A 4,786-nucleotide genomic window follows, 5' to 3' on the forward strand; every position below is an offset into this window, starting at 1 on the left:
GACATCAAGCGGTCTCGGGATGACGACCGTGCCGTCATAACTGCGCGAGCAACCGCCGCCGAAAAGCAGCGCCAGCCCCATGAAAAAAGGCACAATCCGTCCAAGCATCAGCAATACCCCTGCCGTTGCTTATATAGCGGGTTCGACCCCGCCGACAACCGGGCGGAATGAAGCAGACCGCGCCGCGCAATCCTGTCCAACCGACCGTTAAGGTTAGCGGATCCTTAATGCTTCTCGGGCAGATTCCGCCGACGAACCGCGGAGGAGGGTTCGGCCTTGGTTTTCGGGGTGGGGACGGCATGGCGGAAGCGGACGAAACAATCGGCGCGCGCGGCAAGCGCGGGCCTCGCAGATCCACAGTGCATGGCGACGATGCCTCATCGTCCGCCTCTTGCATGGATTCGAACGATGCGCTTCGCCAACTCGTCGAAGCCGGTTCGGACTGGGTCTGGGAAACGGACGCCGAACTGCGCTTCTCCTGGCTTTCGCAAAATTACCAGGCCGCCACCGGCATCGATCCGGCAAACGTGCTTGGCCGGTTCCGCTTCGACTTCCTCAACCAGGTCCTGAACGGCGATCGCAGTGGCGCGGCGCATCTGGAGGATCTGCAGGCGCACCGGCCTTTTCGCGACTTCGTCTATGAGCTCAAGGCTGGCAGCGCCGACTGTCGCTGGGTTTTGACATCAGGCTTTCCAAAGTTCGACGACGAAGGAAGATTTGCCGGCTATCGCGGCATCGGCCGCAACGTCACGGCTCTGGCCGGCGCCTTCAAAAGTCTGGGGCGGGAACCATCGGGTGACGGCGAGCCCGACCAGCATCTGGCCGACCTCGAGCGGACGATGGACGCCATGCATATGGGCGTCGTGCTTCTCGATGCCAGGCTCGACACGCTGATCGTCAACAAGGCCTATCGCGACCTCTCGAGGATTCCGGACGGCGCTGTTGCCGTCGGCGCTCCGTTCAGCCTGTTGATGGAGCTCAACCGCCGCAGCGGCATCTATGGCGACATCGACGAACAGCAATGGCAGCGCTACCTCGCTACTCGCCTCGACGAGATTCGCGCCGGATCCGTCGCGCCGCGCGAATTTGTCCATGCCAACGGCAGGACGATGATGTTTTCGGTGACGGCGTTGTCCGGGGGCAAGCGGCTGCTGACCTACTATGAGGTCACCGAGATCAAGCAGCGCGATGCGGAGATCAAAAACGCCAATGCCAGGAATGCCGAGACCTTCGCCAGTCTCCGCACAATGGTCGACCAGATGCCGATCGGTGTCCTCGTGCTCGACGCCGATATGCGCGCCGAGATCATCAACCGTGCTTTCTATGATTTCTGGCAGATCGACGCCCGGCGCGCCGAGATCGGCTGCAGCTTCCGCGATCTGATGGACGCCAGCCGCGACATCGATCCGTTTGGTGCCGACGATGCGTCATGGCAGCGGCATGTCGCCGAGCGCGAGGCGGAAATCAGGGCCGGTACCGCCGGATCGCGGCAGTTCCCGCGCAATGACGGCCGCACGCTGATATCGTCGATGGCGCCGCTGGCCGGCGGCAAGCGGCTGATCTCCTATGTCGACGTCACCGACATGAAGGACCGGGAGGCCGAACTTGCCGACGCGCTGGAGAAAGCGCGGCTGGCGGAAGCGGTGATCAACGCCGTCAAGGATCCGATCTTCGTCAAGGACGACCATCTGCGTTTCGTCTTCGTCAACGAGGCGTTCGCCGCTCTGTTTGGCCAGACGCCGCAAGCCATGCTCGGCAAGCCCGGCGGCGATTTCCTCCCAACGAACGCTGTCGCGCTTTTCGAGCAGAGCGAACGTGACGTCCTTGCCACCGGGCGGCCGTACGAAGTGGAAGAGAATTTCGAGGCCGATGGCGCCTGCCGCTCGCGCATCGTCCGGAAGAGCCGCGTCGGCATGGCCAGCGGCCGCAACTACGTTGCCGGCTTCCTGTTCGACATTTCCGACATGAAGCGCCGCGAGACGGAGGCGCAGGACGCACGCAAGCATCTCGCCAGCGTGCTGGAATCCTTGCCGGCCGCCGTGATCATCTACGATCGCGACGACAGGTTCGTTTTCGCCAACCGCAAGATCCAGGATACGCTGCCGGCCTTGAAGCCGGCGTGGCAGCCCGGCTGTACATTCCGCGAAGCACTCGTGCTGGGTCATGCGAACGGCTATTTCCGCAGCAGCGGCGATCCGCAAATCGACCAGCTCTACGACAGCGATCATGACCGCTGGCTGGACGCGATCCTCGCCCGCTACCGCTTGCCCAGTTCCTCCTACGAGCGTCACAATCCCGATGGCCGCTGGTATCAGGTCTACGACATGCGGACCGACGACGGCACCTTCATCGGCGTTCGCGTCGACATCTCCGAGATCAAGAGCCGCGAGGCGGCATTGCGCGATTCCATGCGCCAGATCGACCTGTTCCGGCATGTGATGGACGAGTTGCCGGTGGCCGCCTTCATCAAGGCGCAGGACCTGAGCATCGAATTCGTCAACAAGGCCTGGTGCGCGATCACCGGCTTGGCCAAGGAGGATGTCATCGGCCGCACCGACCGGCAGTTGTTCGGCGCGCAGGACGCGGATGGCTACAGCCATGACGACACGCAAGTCGCCGTGACGGGCGTCGTCAAGGAGGTCGAGGAACCCGTCACCCATCGCGACGGCACGGTTCGGCAGTTGATGACCCGCAAGAGCCGCCTGGTGGCGCTGGACGGGTCGGTGCATCTGGTCGGTTCGAGCACCGACATCACCGACGTCAAGGCACGCGAGCGTGCGCTGGAAGAAAGCATGCGCGAGAACGAGGTGTTCCGCAGCCTGATCGACAATGTGCCGGTATCGATCTACGCCAAGCGCTCCGATCTCAGGCAGTTCTATGTCAACAAGGGTTGGTGCGATCTGACGGGCTTCAGCAAGGAAGAGGCCATCGGCAAGACCGACATCGAGATTTTCGGGCCGGATGGCGAGGCCTTCGTCAATGGCGACCTCGCCGTGCTGCGCACCGGCGAAACTCAGGAGGTCGAAGAGACGGTCACGCTGGCCGACGGCAGCGTCAGGCATCAATTCGCCCGCAAAGGCGCGATGATCGCCTCCGACGGTTCGCTCTACCTGATCGGCTCGACCACCGACATCACCGAGCTGAAGATGCGGGAGGCCGAACTGCGCGAGGCGCGTCAGCGCGCCGTGCTCGCCGACCGCGCCAAGTCGGAATTCCTCGCCAATATGAGCCATGAGATACGCACGCCGATGAACGGCGTGCTCGGCATGGCCGAACTGCTGGCCAAATCGGACCTCGACCCGAAGCAGAAGACGTTTACCGACATCATCGTGAAGTCGGGCAATGCGCTGCTCACCATCATCAACGACATACTGGATTTCTCCAAGATCGATGCCGGTCAGTTGGTGCTCGATCCGGCGCCCTTCAATCTGGCCGAGGCGATCGAGGACGTGGCGACGCTGGTGTCGACGCGCGCCAAGGAGAAGGACCTCGAGCTGATCGTACGTGTCGAGCCTCGGCTCGAGAGCCTATTCATCGGCGATGTCGGCCGCATCAGGCAGATCGTCACCAACCTGCTCGGCAATGCGGTGAAATTCACCGATGAGGGCCATGTGCTGGTCGACGTCACCGGCGAGAGGGTTCCAGCCGGAACGAAGCTCACCATTTCGGTCACCGATACGGGCATCGGTATCCCCGAGGAAAAACTGAAACTGGTCTTCGAGAAATTCAGCCAGGTCGACACTTCATCGACGCGGCGGCACGAGGGGACCGGCCTCGGCCTCGCCATCACCTCGCGGCTCGTCGAGCTGATGGGCGGCGACATCGGGGTCGAAAGCGCCGAAGGCAAGGGTTCGACGTTCTGGTTCTCGGTGACGCTGCCGAGGGCCGGACAGCAAAACGGGCAACGCATCATGCCGATCGACGTGACCGGCGCGCGTGTCCTGATCGTCGACGACAATGCCGTCAACAGGGCGATCCTGACCGAGCAGATGACATCATGGACGTTCGATTCCTGCGCGGCCGAAAGCGGCGCCGAAGGCCTCAAGGTGCTGATCGCCGCAGCCGCCTATGGCGTGCCGGTCGATTGCGTCGTGCTCGACTACCAGATGCCTGAAATGAGCGGCGCCGAAATGGCGCGGATCGTGCGCAACACCGCTGGCCTTGCCGGAACGCCGATCATCATGCTGACCTCGGTCGACCAGTCGCTCGCCAACACCAGCTATCGCGATCTCGGCATCGATGCCCAGTTGATCAAGCCGGCGCGCTCTTCGGTGCTGCTGGAAACGCTGGTCGCCACCATCCAGCGGCATCGCCACAACACTGGCGGCAGCGACGCGCAGCCGCTCGCGGCCGACGTCGCTGCGAGCAATGTGACGCGGCCGCAGCCCTCGGCACCGTCCGAACAGCGGGCGCTGCTGCAGCCGCCTTCGATTCGCCCCCGGCCACCGGTGGCGGCTGGTGGCGACAGGCTGGACATACTGGTGGCCGAGGACAATGAGGTAAACCAGATGGTGTTCACCCAGATTCTCGGCGAGACCGGTTATGGTTTCGAGATCGTCGGCAATGGCCGCAAGGCGCTCGATGCCTTCGGCCGGCTCAACCCGTGCATGATCCTGATGGATGTCTCCATGCCGGAGATGAACGGTCTCGAAGCGACCGCCGCCATTCGCCGGCTGGAGGAAGAAACCGGCACGCATGTGCCGATCGTCGGCGTCACCGCGCATGCGCTGAAGGGCGACCGCGAGCGCTGCCTGGAGGCAGGCATGGACGACTATCTGCCCAAGCC

At 63.3% G+C, this 4,786-nt stretch carries 1 protein-coding gene; it reads left to right on the forward strand.

The window, feature by feature from the left end; all coding sequences use genetic code 11:
• Positions 1-299 precede the first annotated feature (299 nt).
• On the forward strand, positions 300-4,786 hold a 4,487-nt coding region (locus tag ENZ75_RS21345; RefSeq protein WP_164887908.1), incomplete at its 3' end, for a PAS domain-containing protein.

Source organism: Mesorhizobium sp. M7A.F.Ca.CA.002.04.1.1 (assembly GCF_004022805.1).
Lineage (GTDB): Bacteria > Pseudomonadota > Alphaproteobacteria > Rhizobiales > Rhizobiaceae > Mesorhizobium > Mesorhizobium ciceri.